The sequence below is a fragment of the Arthrobacter cavernae genome (assembly GCF_017368795.1).
GTDB classification, from domain to species: Bacteria; Actinomycetota; Actinomycetes; order Actinomycetales; family Micrococcaceae; genus Arthrobacter; species Arthrobacter cavernae.
Window position 1 is genome coordinate 25637 of record NZ_JAFNLL010000047.1, and the last position, 17014, is coordinate 42650.

A 17014-nucleotide genomic window follows, 5' to 3' on the forward strand; every position below is an offset into this window, starting at 1 on the left:
CAACGCCAATACATCAAAGCAAACAGAGGAGCTACACAATGAAGCTAGTCACCCCTAAAATCACCTTGCTCACGGCCGGCGTCATCGCCGCGGCGTCCCTCACGGCCTGCGCCAGCGGCAGCGCCTCCACCGGCAGCTCCGCCGGTGCCCAGCCCAAGCTGGCGTTCGTCCAGGGAGTTGCCGGCGATGAGTTCTACGTCAGCATGCAGTGCGGCATCGACGCCGCTGCCAAGGCGGCCGGAGCAACCATCAACACCCAGGGGCCAGCCAAATTCGACCCGACCCTGCAAAAGCCCATCGTCGATTCCATTGTGGCCTCCAAGCCGGACGCCATTCTCATCGCACCCACGGACGTGGCCGCGATGCAGGCGCCCCTGAAGGCAGCCGCCGCAGCCGGCATCAAGGTCGTCCTGGTCGACACGACGGTACAGGACCCGTCGTTCGCCTCGTCAGCGGTCGCCTCGGACAACAAGGGCGGCGGCCTTGAGGCCTTCAAAGCGATCAAGAACCTCAACCCCAACGGCGGCAAAGTCCTCGTAATCTCCACCGACCCCGGCGTCTCGACAGCCGATGCCCGGGTCGCAGGCTTCGAGGAAGGCGCTAAGGCTGATTCCTCCTTCCAGTACCTGGGCGTGCAGTACAGCCACAACGACCCGGCCGAAGCAGCCAAGCTGGTTTCCGCGGCCTTGGCAAAGGATCCCGACATTGTCGGTGTCTTCGCAACGAACACGTTCGCAGCTGAGGGAACCGCCACGGGCATACGCCAGGCAGGCAAACAGAACCAGGTCAAGATCGTCGGCTTCGATGCGGGACCGGCACAGGTCAAGCAGCTCAAGGACGGCGTCGTCCAGGCACTGATTGCCCAGGAACCGGCATCCATCGGCACCCAGGGTGTGGAGCAGGCAATCAAGGCAATCAAGGGCGAGTCCACCCAGAAGGAGATCCAGACCGGGTTCAAGCAGATCACCGCGGACAACATCAGCGGTGAAGGCGCCCAGTACGTCTACAAGTCCTCCTGCTAGAAGCCGGCCTGCCGGTGCTGTTGCCCGCCCTTCCAAGCGGGCAACAGCACCGTTCCACCTCTCCACCGAAGGAAAAATGATATGACGTCCCTGAATGAAGCCGCTCTTCCGGAACTGGCCCGCCGGCTGCCGGTACCGACGTATGATCGCTCTGCAGTCAGGACCGGCATCGTTCATTTCGGCGTTGGAGGATTCCACCGCTCGCACGAGGCCATGTTTATCGACAGGCTCCTGAACCGGGGCGGCTCGCAGGACTGGGGAATCTGCGGCGTAGGCGTTCTGCCCTCGGACGCGCGAATGCGCGACGTCCTCAATGCCCAAGACGGCCTCTACACGATGGTACTGAAGAGCGCGGAAGGCACCGAAGACGCCAGGATCATCGGTTCCATTACCGAATACCTGTTCGCCCCCGACGACCCCGCCGCGGTCATCCGCAAACTCGCGGACCCTGCTACCCGCATCGTCTCCCTGTCCGTTACGGAGGGCGGCTACAGCATCAACGACAGCACCGGGGAATTCGAGCCACGTGCCCACGCCGTCGTCCACGATTTGAAGCCCAACACCGTTCCCCACTCCGTGTTCGGCCTCATCACCGCGGCTCTGGCACAGCGGCGTGAGCAGGGCACTGCCCCGTTCACCGTCATGTCGTGCGACAACATCCAGGGGAACGGCAACGTCGCCCGCAAAGCCCTGGTGTCCTTCGCCCGACTCAAAGACCCAAACCTCGCCCGCTGGATCAGCGACAACGTTGCCTTCCCCAACTCCATGGTCGACCGCATCACCCCGGTCACCACCGACGAGGACCGGGCTGCGGTAACCGAAACCTACGGCTTCACGGATGCATGGCCGGTCGTCGCCGAACCCTTTGAACAATGGGTTCTCGAAGACAGGTTCACGTCCGGGCGCCCGCCCCTGGAAGACGTCGGCGTGCAGATCGTGGACGACGTCGAGCCGTACGAGCTCATGAAGCTACGGCTGCTCAACGCGAGCCACCAAGTCATGAGCTACCTCGGGTACTTCGCCGGCCACCGGTACGTACATGACGTCTGCACCGACCCGCTGTTCGCCGAATTCATCGTCGGCTTCATGGAACAGGAGGCGACACCCACACTGCGGCCCGTGCCCGGGCTTGATCTGGACGCCTATCGGAACGAACTCATCCACCGTTTCTCCAACCCAGCCATCCGGGACACCCTCGCCCGCCAAATGGTCGACGCATCCGAACGGATCCCCAAATTCGTGCTCCCGGTCGTCCGTGAACAGCTCGAACTCGGAGGCCCCGTAGACCGGGCGGCACTCGTGATCGCAGCCTGGGCACGGTTCTTGGAAGGCACCGACGAACAAGGCGAACCGATCGAAATCACCGACCGGCGCCTGGACGCACTCCGTGACGCCATCCGCGCTGACCAGGAAAACCCAGGTGCGTTCCTCAACGTGACCGAGGTCTTCGGAGATTTAGGCAAGAACGCCCGTTTTGCCGCCGCATACCGGCAGGCTCGTGAAGCCCTGCAACGCTCCGGGGCACCCGCCGCCATTCAGAACCTGACCAACCCTTCGATACTTACAAGGAGAACTTCATGAACAACTCACCCACAGCAAGCACAGCCGTCGAGGCACGATCGACAATGAGCGACTTCAACGGCCGCACCATCCTCGTCACCGGAGCCAGCGGCGGCATCGGGGCCGCCACCGTCAGGCAGCTCGCCGCGGCCGGCGCAAAGGTAATCGCCAGCGCCCGAACACTCGACTCGTTGGCCGCGCTCTGCGATGAAACAGGTGCGCAACCTCTGGCTTTCGACCTAACTTCCGAGGAAAGCATCAAGGACGCCATCGAAGGCCTGGACCTGTGGGGCGTCGTAAACTGCGGCGGCTACGGCGGTGAAATCGCCACCCCGCAGGACACCGACATCGACGTCTTCGACAAGGTCATCAGCATCAACGCCCGCGGCGCGCTCCTGGTCATCAAGTATGCCGTGCCCTCCATGATCCGCCAGGGCAACGGAGGCGCCATCGTCAACGTCTCCAGCCAGGCCAGCCTCGTCGCACTCACCGGCCACATCTCCTACGGCTCCTCCAAAGCCGCCCTGGACAACATCACCCGGGTCTCCGCCCTCGAGCTCGGCAAGCACAACATCCGCGTCAACGGCGTCAACCCCACCGTCGTCATGACGCCGATGTCCGCCTGGTACTGGGGAAAGCCCGAGATCGAGGGTCCCTTCCTCGAGCAAATGCCCCTCGGACGCTGGGCAACCGTCGAGGAAATCGCCGCACCCATCGTCTTCCTCCTCAGCGACGCCGCCTCCATGATCACCGGCGTCTCCCTGCCCATCGACGGCGGATACACCAGCCGCTGACCGTAGTCCCTGGCACAGGGACGCCGCGAACTGACCGCAATCTGGAACGGATAAGAACGAACATGACCGAAGAACGCACCTCCGAAGCGATTATCGTCTGCGGAGTGCCCGCGAGTGGCAAGACAACGTTCGCGCAGAATCTTGCCCGTGAACTCCACTGGACCTTCCTTGACCTCGACACCCTCACGAATCCGTTGTTCGAATACATGGGCGGCGAATTCCTGGTCGACGTCCCTACGGCGCAACCCCCGGCGCGCGCGAGCGTGAACGACATTCGTTACACCTGCCTCTTCGACACTACTCGGGAGAATCTCGGATTGGGCAACAGCGTGGTGGTTGTCGCTCCATTCACTTCGGAGCGCACCTTCCCGGCTGCGTGGGCGCGGCTCGTTGAGCGCCTGGTGATCCCGGCCTCGCGCGTGCACCTCGTATGGATGGACACCCCGCCGGACGAGGTCGTGAGCCGCATGCAACTCCGCGGCGCTGCACGCGACCTCGAGAAGGTGAAGGAGCCGGAGCGCTTCCTCTCTCCCGGCGTGACACGCCCGCCCGGTGTCGGGCACATCCGTATCGACGGCTTGCTTACCCCGTGTGAACAGATCGATCAATTCCTGGAGGACTTCGCTGTGCGCGAGGCCGTGCACTGAGCTCCCGCGGAAGGTTGTCGCGCCATTCCGCCTGCATCGGCCCCGAAGCCTCGACACCGCAAAACCATAACCATTCAATTAGGAGAAACCAGTGAACAAACTTACGACTCTCGAACGCCGCAGTATGGCAGCGATCTCGACTCCCGGCGGCAAGATGCTCATCGTCGCCGCCGACCAGCGCAATGGCATGAAGGCCGTCATGAACGATGCCCCTGACGGGCCGAACTCGATCACCGCCGAGCAGCTCTCCGACGCGAAGGCAGACCTGGTCCGTCATCTGGGCAACGCCGCGCCGGCGATTCTGCTCGATCCCGAAATCGCGCTCCCCCGCGTGGCGGATGAGGGCGTTCTCTCGCGCGGCACCGCGCTTGTCGTCGGTCTTGACGCGTCCGGTTTCGAGACGGTCGACGGCCTGCGCTATACAAAGTACGTCCCAGGGATGTCGCCGCGTAAGGTGCGCGATCTTGGCGGTGACGTCGCGAAGATGCTCTGGTACATGCGCCCAGACCTTCAGGATGCCGGCTCGCGCGTCGCGGACGAGATCCGCGAACTCGTCAAGGCATGCTCCGAGGAGGGTCTCCTCCTCATCGTTGAGATCCTGGTCTATCGTCTCGAAGGCGAGAACGAGGAGGAATACGCCGCGGCGTTCCCCGGCCTCGTCGCCGACTCTGCACGCCTCTCCGCCGAGTGCGGCGCGAAGGTGCTTAAGCTGCAGTACCCAGGATCAGCCGAGGCCAGTGCCTCCGTCACCGAGGCAGCTGCTGGCGTGCCGTGGGCAGTTCTGTCCGCCGGCGTCGACCACGAGACGTTCATCAAGCAGGTCGAGATCGCCGTCGCGAATGGCGCCGGCGGCGCCATGGCAGGTCGCTCGCTCTGGAAGGACAGCCTCGCCGTTTCGGCAGAAGTCCGCGAGCAACTGCTGACGACACGGGCACTCCCGCGCCTGCAAGAGCTCGAAGCCGTTGTGGACGGCACGCTCGTCGCTTCCTAGCGAATAAAAGTGACGCCGGCGCTTCGGCTGGTGCCCAGAAACACAAAGTGTGTTGCGCTTAGGGGCGGGTGTGGAGCTCGGGGTCTTGGTAGTAACGCCGGGAAATTGAACGCTAAGCTCACGGTGTCGGGGGTTGGGCTGCAATGGAACGGTTAGTCACGTTTAGCCGCTTGTGCTGGGTCTTGGTCGGTTTGTTGGCTTTGGTTGGTTGTTTGCGTGATGGTCTTGTGGACGACGCCGATGGATATGCCGAGGTCGGCGGCGATGGTTCGGATCGATTCCCCACGTTCACGTCGGGCGAGGATGGCGGCTCGTTTGTCGTTGTCGACGACGGGGCGTCGGCCTCCGACCCGACCGTTTCGGCGTGCGGCTTCCAGCCCATTCTTGGTTTTGGCCGAGATGTCACGGCGGCGGTCTTCTGACAGGGCCAAGGCGATGTCGAGGATGAAGGAACGCTGTATGTGTTCACCGGCCGCGATCCCGGTAAGGACTTTGACGGCTATGCCGCGTTGGAACAGGTCATTCAGGACAACGAGGCCTTCGAGGAGGTTGCGTCCGAGTCGGTCGACTTCGTGAACGGCGAGCATCCCTCCCGGGAGGCACCTGTGAGATTGCTTCCATATGGGCTGTTCGGAGCGAACGATTCGGCGGATCGCTGCGGAGCCCCGGCATGAGTTCCTGGCAAGAGCGGCTGAGCGCCAGCGTAAGGCCGCGGATTGGAAAGACGAGGGCCTAACCTACCGGGAGATTGCGGAGCGGCTGGACTGCACCCCCAAGGCGGCTGAGAACCTGGTTCTACGCGGCCGTAAGGCTCGAAAGGTGCCGGCCTGATGACCACCACGAGCATGCGCCCTGCCTGGACGCTTTCGGAAGCTGCCGACCGCTGCGGGGTCAGCCGCTCCACCGTGCGCCGCTATCGGGAGACCGGGAAATTCCCGGGCGCGTATAAGACCCCGCCGGCGAGTGGAAGATTCCCCTGCCGGATCTGCTGGCGGTGGGCTGGAAGCCGAACGGGGCAGCAGCCCCTGAGCCTGACCTGGGCAGCCCAGCCGGGCAGCCTGCAGCGCCCATGGCTGAGCGCATCCGGGAACTTGAGCAGGCTCTGGCCGGTGAGCGTGCCAGGGCGGATGCCGCGGAGCGTCTGGCGGCGTCATTCCGGCAGAACTCGGAGGATCTGCGGATGGCCCTACGCATGCTGGAGGCAGGCAAGGTGAGCAGTCCTGAGCCGCCACGGCCTGAGCCTATGGAACGGGAGCCTGTGGCCCTTGAGCCTGCCCTGAGCGGCCCTGGGCAGGTCAGGCCGTGGCGGCGGCTGTGGGAGGGTGTCAGCCGTAGGGGCCGATGATCCGGCCCATTTGCCCATGGTGATCCGAGGCAGTGAGTTGCCGCACCGCCTCGGCCAGTCTTGAGGCATCCGCCCTGGCGGTCAGTGCCGCTTCCCGCTCTAGGGCCAGCTCACTATTACTACTACTCCGCCAGTCCGCCGCTGTCCTGGCGGACTGGCGGCCCTATCCCCGGTACCGGCCCTGGGCGGTCAGGCTCCTGAGCGCGGACTGGACCTTGGCCACGCTCCAGTCCGGCTGCCCCGAGGCGGACGGCACGCCGGCGGCGTTCAGCCGCCTGGCCACAGCCTTCAGGGTCAGCCCCGAGTCCCGCAGCCGCACCACCCGGGCGGTGGTGTCTTCAGGAGCTCGATGATGTGGCCCCATGGCAATTGGCCAAAGTCGCTTTGGCCAATTGGTCCCGGGCCCTCCCATGCGGCGGCGAAGGAGCGCATGTACTTCAGGTTGGACAAAGAGAAGCCGCGCATGTGGGGGAACTCGGACTTCAGGTCGGCAGCGAGACGCCGTCCGCTTCTCGATGAGGGGGCGAGCAGGTCCCCGATGCCTCCCAGACGGGGGCGGTTGAAGGCGTCGAGCCCTCGCACGGAGTGGGGCTCCCTCATGTCGTCTGACAGGAATCCCTCTGCAACTACAACCAAGGACCTCATCGAGGCTGACCCTTTTTCGGGGATGAGGATGGCGTGTGCGCTGGTTGCCAGGCCAGCGTGGAGGGCTATCCAGCCAGCGTGCCTGCCCATGACTTAGGCGATCATACACCGGTGGTGAGATGCGCCCGTTGTCTTGAGCCGGTCAATAGCCTCGGTGGCAATCTCGACGGCGGTGTGGAAGCCGAAGGAATAGTCTGTCGCTGACAGATCATTGCCGATCGTCTTGGGTACGCCATCTACGACCCGTAAGCTCGCAGCCCCACCGCGACCGGGCTTGCCCGAAGGTGCTACCGCTGCCGGGCAAGTCCCGGCAGCGGCGTAGTTTACGTCAGCGCAAACAGCCCGTCCCACGTCCCGGCGTCCACGACCCCCGTCTGAGCAATCCCTTCCCGCTCCTGGAACGCGGAAACGGCCTCTTTCGTGATCGGCCCGAACTCGCCGTCACCGTTGAGATCGGTGCCGAAGACCATGTTGAGCCGCATCTGGATTCGCTTCACGTCGATGCCGGTCGCGTTCTCGACAATCGGCGCACCGGGGAACGGCCGCGTGCCGGCGACGAGGTCCCACGAAGCCGAAGAGGGGTCGCCGGCCCGAGTGCAGAACCAGAGCCTGCAATCGCCGCCCGCCACCGTCGCCAGCAGTTCGCCGCCCGCACCCGCCACCCGGCCCTCGGGCGTCGCCATTTCGCGCGGCAGCAGCCGAAGCTGTGCGTTCGCGCCTGACTCGAACACGCCGCCAGGACCGCGGTTGCTGTTCCCGTGAACGCCGAAGCCCGACTCGCTCGTTCCGAACACACCGGTGCTGCGCTCGCTCGCACCATGGCTGCCGATTCCGCCTTGACTATGGCCGAGGATGGCAGTGCTGTTGACGCTCATCCCATGCACACCGAATCCGCTATTGCTCGTGCCATGGACGCCCGTACCTGATCCGCTCGTGCCATAAACGCCAGTTCCGCTCCCGCTACCAGGGTTGGGCAGATTATCAAATGTAGCAAGAGGGTTTCCGAGACTGCTGACGTTAATTCCTGCCACGGCTGTCCCGCCGCGCATGACCGTACCCAATACACCGGTCTTCCCCTGGTTGTCCTGGCCGTACACACCAGCGACGCGCGCGATTCCACCACTGACGGTCTGGCCGAACACCCCTATCGTGTTGCCGCTACCGTACGCGCCGACACCTTCGACGTCCGATTCGGGTCCAGCTTCGCTGCCGCATCTGCCCACAACTCCGGCGCGGTCGCCGGCAACGTTGACGCCGTAAACCATTCCTGTGGCTTTAGTGGAGAACGCTGAACGAGGAACGCCGGACCCGGCAAGGGGAGGTCCTACTGCTGTGAATTGGTCTTCATGCGACATTGCTGAGGTTTCCGTTCCTGAGGCGGGGTTACTATTTAGCGCAAGCAACAAGCCAACTGGGATCAATCAATCTATATGAGTTCGGCCCACAGCCTCCTCGGCCCATAGATAATGCGGGCTCTTCCAATCCGAGTGGGATGTAGTCGACGCTCGGCATCAACAAGGTGCATGTCTGACGCTACCGCGTCGGGGGTTGAGCTGCAATGGAACGGTTAGTCACGTTAGCCGCTTGTGCTGGGTCTTGCGGAATTTTTCAAGCTGAACGGTACCAGCGGGAGTTATGCGGCTAGTTTTTCTGTTGTTTCCTTGGGCTGGTTGATCCACGCGGGTCCGGGGAGTGCGAGGATTTTGGGGTCGGCGGTCGTGGTGAAGCGTTCGGGGTGTTTCGCACGCGCCGCAGCGAGCGTTGCCGAGCGTTCCCTGGCTATGCCGGCGGCGAGGCCGTAATGGACGTTCGCGGGCGTGTGGAAGCCGATCCCGGAGTGCTGGTGGTGATGGACAGTTGTACCAGTCCACAAAGCCACCGATGAAGGCCCCGGCGTCATGGACTGACGCGAAGCGCTCCGGGAACTCCGGACCGTATTTCAGGGTCTTGAACAGCGACTCCGAGTACGGGTTGTCGTTGCTCACCCGGGGCCGGGAATGCGATCGGGTGACCTCCAGGTCCGAGAGCAGCGCGGCAACGGTCTTGGACGTCATGGATGTGCCCCGGTCCGAGTGCACGACCTGCGGGACGCCATGGATTCCGAAGATTTCCTTCATCATCTCCACCGCCAACACCCCGGATTCGGTCGCGTGCACGTGCGCGCCGACGATGAACCTGGAATGGATATCGACCATCATGTAGCAGTCGAAGTACTTGCCCCTCACCGGGCCGGCAAGCTTCGTGATGTCCCACGTGTACACCTGTCCCGGGGCCGTGGCGACCAGCTCGGGGACCGCCCGGGGCGGGTGTTTGGCCAGCCGGCGGCGTTCCTTGACCTGCTTGCTTTCCTCCAGGACCCGGTAAATCGTCGACACCGAGCCCAGGTAGATGCCCGCATCGAGGAGCTTCGTGTAGACCTGCATTGGTGCCAGGTCCACGAAGTCGGGCGAGTTGACCGCGGCGAGGATCTCGGCCCGCTCGGCGTCGCTGAGCTTGTTCGCCGGCACTACCGCCGCATGGTCCCGCGACGGGGCCGGCTTCCGGTTCGCCGTGGTCCGGGAGACCCCGGCCAGGGCGGCAGCCCGGCGCTGGGGAACCGTCAAATCCAGCAGTTCCTGATAAGCCCCCATCAGCGCTTCCTGGACTTCGGCGCGTCCTCGCTCTTGGCGGAGAGATCCTCCAAGAGCGCGTGAAGTTTTCCCATCACAGCCAGGGCTGCCTCGGAGGTTTCAGCCGGCCCTCTGTCACCTCCAGCTGGCGGCGCAGACGCGCGATCTCAGCCTGCTCCGCCGAGAGCTTCCCGACGGTTTCACCGGGGTTCTTGCCAGCCAGGACACCGGCGTCACGCAGCCGGCGCCACTCAGTGATCTGGGAGGAATACAGTCCCTCACGGCGCAGGAACGCACCGCCCCCATTGTCCTGGCAGGCGGCCTCGTACGAGGCCAAAAATTCAAGCTTCTGCGCGGGGGTGAACGACCGGCGGGGCCTCGGTCCACCGGCCCGCGGTCCGGGACTACTCATGGAACTATCTTCGCGCACCGCACTCAAAACTGGACTGGACATGATTACTGGATTCCTGGTTCTCGCCCCACGCGATCAAGCGGACTTGCTATGAGCCCTTGGTACCGTTCCAGCCTGACACTGTGAGCCAGGCCGACTACGTCGTAGGACACGACCTTGTCTCGCAACACAGTTCGGCGACACCGCATAGCTATCTGGTTGAGCGACAAAGTAACAAGACACAAAAAGACCACCAACGGACTGTACGACCTTTTCGCTGAGCTGCCTCCCAACTCTCGGATTGCAAGACGCGAGCCCGCCTTCCGCGCAGATAACCCGCCGGTCCACCGGGTACCGAGACGACGTCGTGTCCGTCTGGGAACAGGCGACCGAAGCGTAACCAGAGACATGACAAGAGAGGGGCGGTCCTGGCGGACCGCCCCTCTCCTCATTCTGGCTGCTAACCCTGGAGCCTCACGTCAGGGAACCACCCTGCCGGTGCACGCTTTGGTTCCAGATGGGCGGGATCCCTGTGACCGGACTTGTCGCAGTTGTAGAACGGGCCCTGGGGATCCATAAGGACACGCATGTGGTGGTCTGCGTGGTCACGCCACCACACACTCATCCCTGTGGCTCCGTCGAGGCGCAGGTGCTCCCACGCCCGCCAAAGGGCCTCTACGCGAGACACGGCTTCGGGGTGGAAGTACCATTCCATGCACCACTTGGCGCTCCTGTCATCGACGTCCCGGACGTAGGTGGGCAGCAGCTGTTCGTGCAGGAACTCCTCGGCCGAGCCGAACACCAGCTGCTGGGGCGCCTCGGCCGGCTCCGCTGCAGGGGCCTCGTGCGTGTGGCTGCCGTCGGTGTCTGGGTCTGCGAACAGACCGATTTCCTCTGCCAATGTTCTCTCCTACTTGGTGATCCACGGATTGGCGGCCGCGCCTTCAGATGCCGGTACCAGCACGTCGTCGTCTTCGTGCTGCGGGCTGTTTGCCTTGATGGAAGCCTCGACTGCCTCCTTATGAGGTCCGGTGTACCAGGGCAGGGTGCGGACGAGGGTGGCGGGTGCGCCGGAGGCGAGGACGACGGCGCGGCCGCGGTCCAGTTCCGCGAGGTTGGAGACATCGAAGATCCGCTCCTTGCCTTCCTGGCGGGAGCGACTGCGCCCGGACTTGCCCGAGGAGACGGAGACGTTGGTGTAGCTGTAGTCCCCGATCAGGTCCGAGAAGGCCCGCAGGAACCCGTCCTCGGCGACACCGCCGCCGTAGACCTTAATGTTGGCGGCGGACCAGATTTTGCGCATGTTCGCCTCACCCCACAGTTCAACGCCCTGGGACCAGGACTGCAGGATTCCCATGACGATCAGGCCCTTGGAGCCGTAGTGGCTGAACTGGTCCGGCAGGCCGGCCCAACGGACCACGTTGGCGAGCTCGTCCAGGGCGAACAGTGCGGGCAGATCCAGCCGGCCGCCACGTCGCTCTGCCCGTTCCTCCATGGCCTCGGCGATGGCCACGGTGAGGGCGGTGGTCAGCGGTGCGGCGGAGCCGGCGCCTTCCTTGGACAGGATGTAGATCGTCTCCCTGGACCGGGCGAAGTCCTGGGGGTTGAACTGCCGGCGGGAGTCCGTGGCGACGGTGGCGCCGACCTCGGGTGCGACCCAGCGCAGGGTGTTCCTGCTTTTGAGGCACTGGACCATCTTTTCGGCGGTGCCGAAAATGCCGTCGCGTTGTTTGTCGGCCAGCTTCAGCGTCGATTCGAGCCCCTTGTACTGGAGCTCGTAGCCGTGGTCCTTCAGGATCTCGATGGGGCTGCGGCTGACCTGTTCCGTGACCCACAGGTACACCTGCGTGATGGGCAGATCCCCCAGGGCGGCGGCGAGGAAGTACGAGGAGAGGATGTCTTCGGCCTTCGGGTCGAAGTAAGCATCCGGCTTCGACCCGGGCGTCCGCGAACCGACGGCGAAGTGCTGGGTGAGCTTGTACGCCTTCTCTTCATCGGTGACGTAGGAGAGCGGGTTCCACCACCAGGCGGGTTCCTCCTGGGCGATCTTCTGAGGATCAAAGACCCACACCGGAGCGACCCCGGCCCGGACACTGCGGGTACCGTCCACGACGTCGCGCTTGTTCGAGGTGGACACCACCGCGCCCGGGGCATCCAGGATCGCCGGCATAACCCGGGAGGTCGACTTGCCCGTCCGCGGACCCCAGATGTCGATGCTGAGGTCCTCCCATGGCTGGATGAACTTCTGCCCGGTGGCCACGACACGGCCGACCGTGATTCCGGGCGTGTCCTTCACTCCCAGGCGTTCGGCGGTGGCCATGGCGCCCTTCTCCGAGAACGCGGCCAGGGACTTGCCCCGCCCGAGGTAGCGGGCGGCCTTGTCCACCCTGGCACGCTTGCCCGCACCCTTGGACCGGATGACGAGGACCAGGACGACGGCGGCGACCAGCAGAAAGGCGCCTACAGCAGCCACGACCGTGGACTGGACGGGCCAGGGCACCCGGCCCTTGACGAGCCCGGCAACCAGGTCGATCGGGTGGGCCGGAGGGGTTGGCAGGCCGGCCATCCAGGATCCGAGGTGGGCTGCGACCCAGCTGCCGCCCCCAATGACGGCAGCTGCGCCGATGGCGAGCCAGATTCCTAGCCCGTCGTCGAGGCCGGTGCCTTTGCGGTTCGGGGCGCTCATGCCGCACCTTCTTCCTCAAGCATTGGAGCTGTTGCTTCCGGCAGGGTTTTTAACCAGCGTTTGTTGGTGTCGTTCAGGGAGGCTTCGATGGAGGTGAGGCCGATCTGGACGGGGATGCCGGGGCGGCCGCCGACCTTGATCAGGAATTTCCCGCGTCCTGGGGGTTCGGTGTCGCCGCCGCGGGAGTCCCAGGCGGGTGGGTCCTGCCAGGAGATGAGTTTCTGTTGTTCCTGTCTTGAGAGCGGGATGGCTGCGGTCAGCAGGGGCATCTCGGAGGCGGGCAGGCCGGCGCAGATGACCATGCCGGAGCGTTCGACGAAGCCTCGGGCTTTCATGCGGTCTTCTTCTGCCGGGAGGGCGAGCAGGTCGGACATGGTGTGGGAGATCATGACCTGTCCGACGCCGACGGAGCGGTTGAGCCGGGTCAGGGCGTCCACCCGGTCGACCATGCCTTTGCCGGCGCGCAGGGCCCGCCAGAGCTCGTCGAGGACGACGAAGTAGTTCCGGCGCGGTTCCAGCCCGGCGTCGGCGAGGGCGTTGGCGACGTTGACGGTGCCGAAGCCGTAGGACCAGCAGGCCAGCAGCACGGCGGCCTGCAGGTCGGTTTCGGTCTCGTCGATGCTGGAGACGTCGAAGACGACCGCCCGGTCGCGCCGCATCGGGTTCGTGGTCTGGCGGGAGAAGATTTCGCCGAGCTTCCCGCCGCCTGTCAGACCCAGGAGCGTGGCTTCCAGGGCCCGGGTTTCCTGCAGGTAGACGGTCATGTCGCCGCGGTCCAGGGCGACCTGGCGCAGCTCGTCCGGGGCGGCGGTGATGACGTCGAGCAGGTCCTTCAGCACGGGGACGCCGTCGAAGGTGTCGTCGAGGACGCGCAGGGCGCGGTCCAGGATGGTTTGTTCCTGGTCGGTGGGCGGGGTGGTGCGGCTGATCGTGATGAGGGAGACGACCATGTTCAGCCGGCGGCCGTGGGCGTCGGCCCGGACGCGGACGGCGGCGTCGTGGTGGCCCTTGTCCTCGAGGGTCTGGGCGGCCTCGACGGCCTGGCCGGGGTCGAGGATGTTCAGGTAGCCGCGGCCCCGGCCGAGGCGGATGACCTGGCCGCCGAGGGCCTGGACGGCGTCCACATGCTCGCCCTTCAGATCTCCCAGGACGAGCGGGTGGACTCCCTGCCCGGAGAGGCCCAGCATCATGCGGCGCACGAGCGTGGACTTCCCCAGCCCGGGTTTGCCGAGCAGGAACGCCGAGGGGTTGGAAATCAGGCGTGCCCGTTGGAACCAGCTGATCGGGTCACAGCAGACCGTGGCCTGGGTTTCCTCGTGCCGGCCCAGCGGGACGCCGATCATGGGCGAGGACGTGCCCGAGCTGAACGGCCACAGCCCGCAGACCTGCACCGTGGTGCCGCGGTATTCGCGCACGGCCGGGACCAGGGCCGCGGACCCTCCCCCGCGGCCGCCCCAGCCGCGTGAGCCCGGTACCCGCGCCCGGACGCCGGGAGACTTTGCAGGTTTCACGGGTACGTCGTCGGTGCTGAATGCGGTCCGTGCTGCCTTTTTGCGCAGCGGGAAGATGGGTGCCATTTAGAGTGCCTCCCTGATTTCGGTGGGCAGCAGGATGTGTTTGGGCAGGACCAGGCCCAGCGGCAGGGAAGCCGCGAAGGCGGTGTCCTGGGAGCCGTAGGCGCGGCGCAGCAGCACCCGGGCGGTGCCGGAGGTCTGTTCGACGGCGGCCACCGCGTCGGGTAGCCGGGCGGCGTTGGTGACGGTGGCGGTGACGACCATGCCGAAGTTCACCAGCCCGGCGCCTTGGGCTTCTTCGGCGGCCGTTTGCGCGGCGGAGCGGGCATCGACCAAAGCCCGGGCGCTGGGCCGGTTTCCGGAGCTGATGCGGACGTTGGCGTTGTTCTGGTCCCGTTCGACCACGGCGGCCGCCCGGGCCGAATCCATCGGCCGGTACAGCAACGAGATCCGTTTGCGGTCGATGTCCCCGTGCGGGGCGAGCAGGCGGGCGAGCACGGAGGAGTTCACCGAGCCGCGCGGGGCGCCGGTCATGGTCCAGGAGGCGGAGAAGGCGCCGTCGTGCCGGTACCCGTCCCAGCCGGCCTGGGTCGCCGTGGGGCCGACCTCTCCCCATGCCAGGGCGACCGGGGTGCCGGCGGCGTGGGCTTCATCGATGATCAGGGCCGCGGGCGGGTCGTAGGCGGTGCGGACGACTTCGCAGAGTTCCTGTGCCGGCATGGGCCGGGCGATGCCGGCGCCGGTGGCCTGCAGCCGGGCGCCGAGTCCGGGGATGCGGGAGGCGAGGTCGCGGGCGACGTCTTCGGGCCCGCATCTGCGGGATCCGGTGCGGAGGTTGGCGTTGAAGGTCAGGGACACCCAGGCCCGGACCGTGGCCGAGCCCTCCGGATAGGTGCGCACAACCTCGCGGAGGATGGCCTTCGCGGCGTCGGGCGCGTCGGGGTGGATGTTCAGTTCGACTTCGTTGCGCAGCCGGTAGCCGGAGTCCGGTGCGGTCTCCACGGTCACGGCCGCGGCCTCCAAGCCCGCCTCGTCGCCGAGCCCGGCGAGCCAGCCGCCCCAGTTCGCGACCCAGGCGTCGACCTGTTCCGGGTCGACCAGGGCGGCGCCGTCGGGTTCGGTGGAGAAGATCACGGTGAAGTGGCTGGTGGCGGGGACGTGGAGCATGGCGAAGGGGCGGTTGTAGGAGTCGTTGAACTCGTACAGGCGGGACTTCGCCGCCAGCCCGGGCAGCTGGTACATGCCCCATTCCGTCACCCCGAGCGGGCCGGAGCGGTACAGGTTCGTCCCTCCCGAGCGTGACAGGCGGAAGCTCATCCGGGTGGCGAAGCGGTCGGCCACGGACTGTCCGTGCTTGTCCTTGACCGTCAGGAGCAGGACCAGGACCCCGGCCACGGCCAGAACGGTCAGCCCTGCGCCGAGGCCCCAGATGGCGAAGGTGATGATGCCGGCCAGCAGGCCGGTCATGACGATGCCGGTGCCGATGGCGCCCAGCTCGCCCAGACCGGCAGAGCGTGGAACCCGCCAGTTTCCGTAGGACGGTTCCTTGTATTCGGTGTCAGTTGCTGCCACTGGGGCCCTCCTGTGGTGAATCGTGCCGGGTTGAGTCCTGCGCGGTCTGTCGTGCGGCCCGTGAGGCCGTTGAGGCTATTCGGGCACCTGTGGCGAGGGCCAGGCCCGCCGGCCCTGCTGCCTTGGCCGCCCCTGTTGCGCCGCCGGCCCCTGCCGCGGCACCGGTTCCGCCAGTGCTGCCGGTTCCGGGCGGGCCGCCGGGACCGGAGGCCCCCGGTGAGGCGGGGGCCGGTTTGGCGGTCCCTCCGGTGTTCCCGCCACGGCCTTGGCTGCCCTGCGGGCTGGTTCCCGCTTGTGATGGCTGGCTGGGCGGTGTCGGTGACGCGTTGCCCCGTCCGCTCCCGGAGCGTCCCAGGGAGATTGCACCGGTGGCCATGGCCCCGGCCATGGCTGCTGCTCCCCCGCCGGACCCGGAAGCCACGGCACCGACCATCGGGGTGACGAAGCGCATCAAGGCCGGGAGGGCGAGCAGTGCGACCACCATCAGCGCAAACCCCGTGATGGACCCCACGAGCACGTTGCCGCCCGAGGACGCTCCCATGAGCTTGAACGCCATGGCATACACGATGGCCGCGGCCGGTTTGTAGAGGATGAAGGCGATGGTCCAGCCGACTGCCTTCTGGAACCACTGCCTGCCCATCTCCGTGTTGGTGAAGGCTGCGGTGGTGGGCAGAATCCCCGCGAGGATCACGAGCATGCCGGTCCGTACGACCATCAGAACGATCTGCACCAAGGCGGCAAGCAGCCCCACGAGCCCCAGGATGATCAGGATGAACACCCCGACGCCCGTCTGGTTCATCGCGACCAGCAGGGCCATCGCATCGGCGAAGCCCTTGCCGTCGGTTGAGCGGTCGATGATGGCCGCGGAGAACGCATCGGCTGCGATCACCAGAATGGAGATGACCCCCAGGCCCAGTCCGGACACCAGCGTCAGGGTCACCAGGGACCGGAGCAGGTCTTTCAACGGTGCCCCGCGCTGCTCCCAGATCATCCGGGTGCCGCCGATGATGACGGATAAAACGGCCAGGACCAGCGTCCAGTACGTCAGCTCCGATTCGAGGAAACCCACGACCGGGCTGGGCGCCATGCCGTCGTCCGTGCTGAGGTTGGCGGTGGGCATGCTCACCCAGAACGTGGACAGCGTGGTCACCATCTGGCTCATGCCTTCCAGGATGGACTTCGCCAAATTCGTAATCGCGTCGTCCACGGCGCCGGATACTACGTTTCCGCCGAGGCAA

Annotated in this window: 16 protein-coding genes and 2 pseudogenes; 7 read left to right on the forward strand and 11 right to left on the reverse strand. The window is 65.7% G+C overall.

The genetic code is table 11. The features are described 5' to 3' along the window. Positions 1–38: 38 nt before the first annotated feature. The 5 genes from J1902_RS16170 (at position 39) to J1902_RS16190 (ending at position 5014) form a co-directional block, all read left to right on the forward strand. The gene (locus tag J1902_RS16170; RefSeq protein WP_207617337.1) at positions 39–1022 is read left to right on the forward strand and encodes an ABC transporter substrate-binding protein; all 984 of its coding nucleotides are present in this window, start codon (positions 39–41) and stop codon (positions 1020–1022) included. Between the two features lie 81 nt (positions 1023–1103). Then, positions 1104–2603: a mannitol dehydrogenase family protein gene (locus tag J1902_RS16175; protein ID WP_207617338.1), complete on the forward strand. Its 1500-nt coding sequence runs from the start codon at positions 1104–1106 to the stop codon at positions 2601–2603. Continuing rightward, the gene (locus tag J1902_RS16180; protein ID WP_207617339.1) at positions 2600–3376 is read left to right on the forward strand and encodes an SDR family oxidoreductase; all 777 of its coding nucleotides are present in this window, start codon (positions 2600–2602) and stop codon (positions 3374–3376) included. The genes J1902_RS16175 and J1902_RS16180 overlap by 4 nt, the downstream gene beginning before the upstream one ends. 62 nt (positions 3377–3438) lie before the next feature. Further along, positions 3439–4023, forward strand: a complete 585-nt coding sequence (locus tag J1902_RS16185; RefSeq protein WP_207617340.1) for a P-loop nucleotide/nucleoside kinase family protein — start codon at positions 3439–3441, stop codon at positions 4021–4023. A gap of 91 nt (positions 4024–4114) precedes the next feature. Then, positions 4115–5014, forward strand: coding sequence for a hypothetical protein (locus J1902_RS16190; protein WP_207617341.1), 900 nt, complete (start codon positions 4115–4117; stop codon positions 5012–5014). A 152-nt stretch (positions 5015–5166) separates the two neighbouring features. On the opposite strand, the gene J1902_RS16195 is transcribed toward J1902_RS16190, so the two are convergent. Then, positions 5167–5601, reverse strand: a complete 435-nt coding sequence (locus tag J1902_RS16195) for a recombinase family protein (protein WP_207617342.1) — start codon at positions 5599–5601, stop codon at positions 5167–5169. A gap of 34 nt (positions 5602–5635) precedes the next feature. Here J1902_RS16195 and J1902_RS19920 point away from each other — a divergent pair, with 34 nt between their 5' ends. Together J1902_RS19920 and J1902_RS19925 are read left to right on the forward strand one after the other, a co-directional pair. Further along, positions 5636–5845 (forward strand): sigma factor-like helix-turn-helix DNA-binding protein, encoded by a 210-nt coding sequence (locus tag J1902_RS19920; RefSeq protein WP_207617343.1) that lies wholly within the window; start codon positions 5636–5638, stop codon positions 5843–5845. 14 nt (positions 5846–5859) lie between these two features. After that, positions 5860–6228, forward strand: coding sequence for a helix-turn-helix domain-containing protein (locus J1902_RS19925; protein ID WP_372434579.1), 369 nt, complete (start codon positions 5860–5862; stop codon positions 6226–6228). A gap of 294 nt (positions 6229–6522) precedes the next feature. On the opposite strand, the gene J1902_RS16210 is transcribed toward J1902_RS19925, so the two are convergent. From J1902_RS16210 to J1902_RS16250, 10 genes and pseudogenes are all read right to left on the reverse strand, one after another. Continuing rightward, positions 6523–6723 carry a recombinase family protein gene (locus J1902_RS16210; RefSeq protein WP_242702119.1) on the reverse strand — a complete coding sequence of 67 codons (201 nt, stop codon included), beginning with the start codon at positions 6721–6723 and terminating at the stop codon, positions 6523–6525. Continuing rightward, positions 6654–6824: a DUF1016 N-terminal domain-containing protein gene (locus tag J1902_RS19445; protein ID WP_307794479.1), complete on the reverse strand. Its 171-nt coding sequence runs from the start codon at positions 6822–6824 to the stop codon at positions 6654–6656. The genes J1902_RS16210 and J1902_RS19445 overlap by 70 nt, the downstream gene beginning before the upstream one ends. A 54-nt stretch (positions 6825–6878) precedes the next feature. After that, positions 6879–7259 (reverse strand): annotated as a pseudogene (locus J1902_RS19450) (6-phosphofructokinase); the annotation flags it as partial. 68 nt (positions 7260–7327) lie between these two features. Beyond that, positions 7328–8269 carry a peptidoglycan-binding domain-containing protein gene (locus J1902_RS16220; RefSeq protein ID WP_207617346.1) on the reverse strand — a complete coding sequence of 314 codons (942 nt, stop codon included), beginning with the start codon at positions 8267–8269 and terminating at the stop codon, positions 7328–7330. Positions 8270–8637: 368 nt separating this feature from the next. Further along, a pseudogene (locus J1902_RS16225) lies at positions 8638–10025 on the reverse strand (IS3 family transposase). 439 nt (positions 10026–10464) lie between these two features. Continuing rightward, a complete protein-coding gene (locus J1902_RS16230; RefSeq protein WP_242702109.1) occupies positions 10465–10905 on the reverse strand; it encodes a DUF4913 domain-containing protein in 441 nt (146 codons plus the stop codon). A gap of 9 nt (positions 10906–10914) precedes the next feature. Continuing rightward, positions 10915–12690, reverse strand: a complete 1776-nt coding sequence (locus tag J1902_RS16235; protein ID WP_207617347.1) for a type IV secretory system conjugative DNA transfer family protein — start codon at positions 12688–12690, stop codon at positions 10915–10917. Further along, a complete protein-coding gene (locus tag J1902_RS16240; protein ID WP_207617348.1) occupies positions 12687–14267 on the reverse strand; it encodes a helicase HerA domain-containing protein in 1581 nt (526 codons plus the stop codon). Before J1902_RS16240 ends, J1902_RS16235 begins: the two co-directional genes overlap by 4 nt. Continuing rightward, on the reverse strand, positions 14268–15776 hold the full coding sequence (locus J1902_RS16245) for an SCO6880 family protein (RefSeq protein ID WP_207617349.1): 1509 nt from the start codon (positions 15774–15776) through the stop codon (positions 14268–14270). Then, on the reverse strand, positions 15763–16983 hold the full coding sequence (locus J1902_RS16250; protein ID WP_307794478.1) for a TrbL/VirB6 family protein: 1221 nt from the start codon (positions 16981–16983) through the stop codon (positions 15763–15765). Before J1902_RS16250 ends, J1902_RS16245 begins: the two co-directional genes overlap by 14 nt. Between the last annotated feature and the right edge of the window lie 31 nt (positions 16984–17014).

Coding starts and splice junctions, on each gene's coding strand:
- J1902_RS16170 (WP_207617337.1), top strand. CDS start 39: ATGAAGCTAGTCACCCCTAAAATCACCTTGCTCACGGCCGGCGTCATC.
- J1902_RS16210 (WP_242702119.1), bottom strand. CDS start 6,723: ATGGGGCCACATCATCGAGCTCCTGAAGACACCACCGCCCGGGTGGTG.
- J1902_RS16195 (WP_207617342.1), bottom strand. CDS start 5,601: ATGCTCGCCGTTCACGAAGTCGACCGACTCGGACGCAACCTCCTCGAA.
- J1902_RS19920 (WP_207617343.1), top strand. CDS start 5,636: ATGGGCTGTTCGGAGCGAACGATTCGGCGGATCGCTGCGGAGCCCCGG.
- J1902_RS16235 (WP_207617347.1), bottom strand. CDS start 12,690: ATGAGCGCCCCGAACCGCAAAGGCACCGGCCTCGACGACGGGCTAGGA.
- J1902_RS16185 (WP_207617340.1), top strand. CDS start 3,439: ATGACCGAAGAACGCACCTCCGAAGCGATTATCGTCTGCGGAGTGCCC.
- J1902_RS16240 (WP_207617348.1), bottom strand. CDS start 14,267: ATGGCACCCATCTTCCCGCTGCGCAAAAAGGCAGCACGGACCGCATTC.
- J1902_RS16220 (WP_207617346.1), bottom strand. CDS start 8,269: ATGGTTTACGGCGTCAACGTTGCCGGCGACCGCGCCGGAGTTGTGGGC.
- J1902_RS16175 (WP_207617338.1), top strand. CDS start 1,104: ATGACGTCCCTGAATGAAGCCGCTCTTCCGGAACTGGCCCGCCGGCTG.
- J1902_RS19925 (WP_372434579.1), top strand. CDS start 5,860: ATGCGCCCTGCCTGGACGCTTTCGGAAGCTGCCGACCGCTGCGGGGTC.
- J1902_RS16180 (WP_207617339.1), top strand. CDS start 2,600: ATGAACAACTCACCCACAGCAAGCACAGCCGTCGAGGCACGATCGACA.
- J1902_RS19445 (WP_307794479.1), bottom strand. CDS start 6,824: ATGCGCGGCTTCTCTTTGTCCAACCTGAAGTACATGCGCTCCTTCGCC.